The sequence below is a fragment of the Armatimonadota bacterium genome, assembly GCA_031081675.1.
Classification (GTDB): Bacteria; Sysuimicrobiota; Sysuimicrobiia; order Sysuimicrobiales; family Kaftiobacteriaceae; genus Calidihabitans; species Calidihabitans tengchongensis.
Map to the genome: position 1 here is coordinate 123,174 of JAVHLZ010000004.1, position 1,461 is coordinate 124,634.

Annotated in this window: 1 protein-coding gene; it reads left to right on the forward strand. The window is 69.2% G+C overall.

Annotated features, from left to right (window positions below; genetic code table 11):
- Positions 1–226 precede the first annotated feature (226 nt).
- Positions 227–1,461: O-antigen ligase family protein (locus RB150_02760; protein MDQ7819461.1), on the forward strand; the 1,235-nt coding region annotated here is incomplete at its 3' end.

Sequence of the window (1,461 nt, forward strand, 5' to 3'; positions counted from 1 at the left end):
CCCGAGGACTGGCTGGCCTACCACCTCCTCGGGCACGCCAATCTGCAGTTGGGCGACAGGGAGTCGGCGCGGGCGGCCTGGGAGCAGGTCCTGCGCCTGAACCCGGAGTTTCAGCCTGCGCGGGAGCAGCTGCGCCGGCTGGACGGGACGGCCAGGTGACCACGTGGGTTCCCACGGGTGTGAGCAACCTGACGTCGGGACCAGGCTCGCACGCACTGCGGCTGTGGTGCTGGTCCTCGTGCTGCCCCTGGCGGTCATTCCCTGGGGGGAAGGCGAGGGCTACACGCAGGCCAAGGCGCTGACGCTGTACGCCCTGACTGTTCTGGCTGTGAGCGGGTGGGTCCTGGCACGCCTCGGGCCGTCCGGGCTGCGGTGGCGGCTGACGCCGGCCGAGCTTCCCGTCTGGGGATACGTGCTGGCGCTCCTGCTGTCCACTGTGGTGTCGTCGAACCTCTATAACTCCTTCCTCGGTACCCCGCTGCGCCGGGAAGGGCTCTTCACGCACCTGGCCTACGTCGGCCTGTACTTCATCGGCGTCCACTTCTTCGGCTGCGCCGCGGGTCTGCGGACGCTCGCGACGGCCGCCGGCGCGTCCGCGCTCGTCGCCATCGGGTACGGCCTTGTCCAGCTGGCAGTGCCTCCCCTCTTTCCGGCCGAGGCGTTCATGCGAGAGTGGTACGGCGGATTGGGCGTTCCCCGCCTGGGGTCCCTGGTGGGCGGCCCGGTGGTCTTTGGCGGATACCTGGCGACGGTGGTTCCCCTGCTGCTGGCCCTGGGCGTCTCCTCTCCGTCCCGGATCCGGGCCCTGTGGCTGGCGGGAGCCGTCCTGGGGTGTGTGGCCACCGGGCTGACGTTGACGCGCGCAGCGTGGCTGGCGCTGATAGCGGGGATGGTTGTCCTCGTGGTCGCGGTCTGGGAGAGGCGCACAACGCGGATCGTGACCATGGCGATCGCAACGGCGGCTGTCCTGTCGGTCGGGGTTCTTCTGGTCGCCGCGGGCCCTCACAAGGCGGCTGCCCGGGCCACCTCCACTGTCGACCTGTCGTCTGGGTCTGCGGCGCAGCGGCTGTACACGTGGAAGGGGACGGTTCAACTCGTTCGGACGAGGCCCTGGTTGGGGTGGGGTCTGGAGACGCTGGGCGAGGTCTTCCCGTACGACCGCAGGACAATGGTCCCGCTGTTCGGACTCCGTCCGGTCATCATCGACCGCGCGCACAATGACCTTCTGCACGTGGCGGTCTCGGTGGGCGCGCCGGGCGCCATGTCCTACGCCGCATTCTGGGGACTGGTCGTGTATTCTGCGTGGCGACTGGTACAGCGGACAGAGCGATCGAACCGGATTCTGGCATCAGGATGGCTGGCGGCGGTCGTCGCCTATCTCCTGCAGGCCCAGTTTTCTTTCAGCACGGTCGCGGTCACACCCCTGGTCTGGCTCCTGGCCGGCTCCGCCTGTGGGTGGGA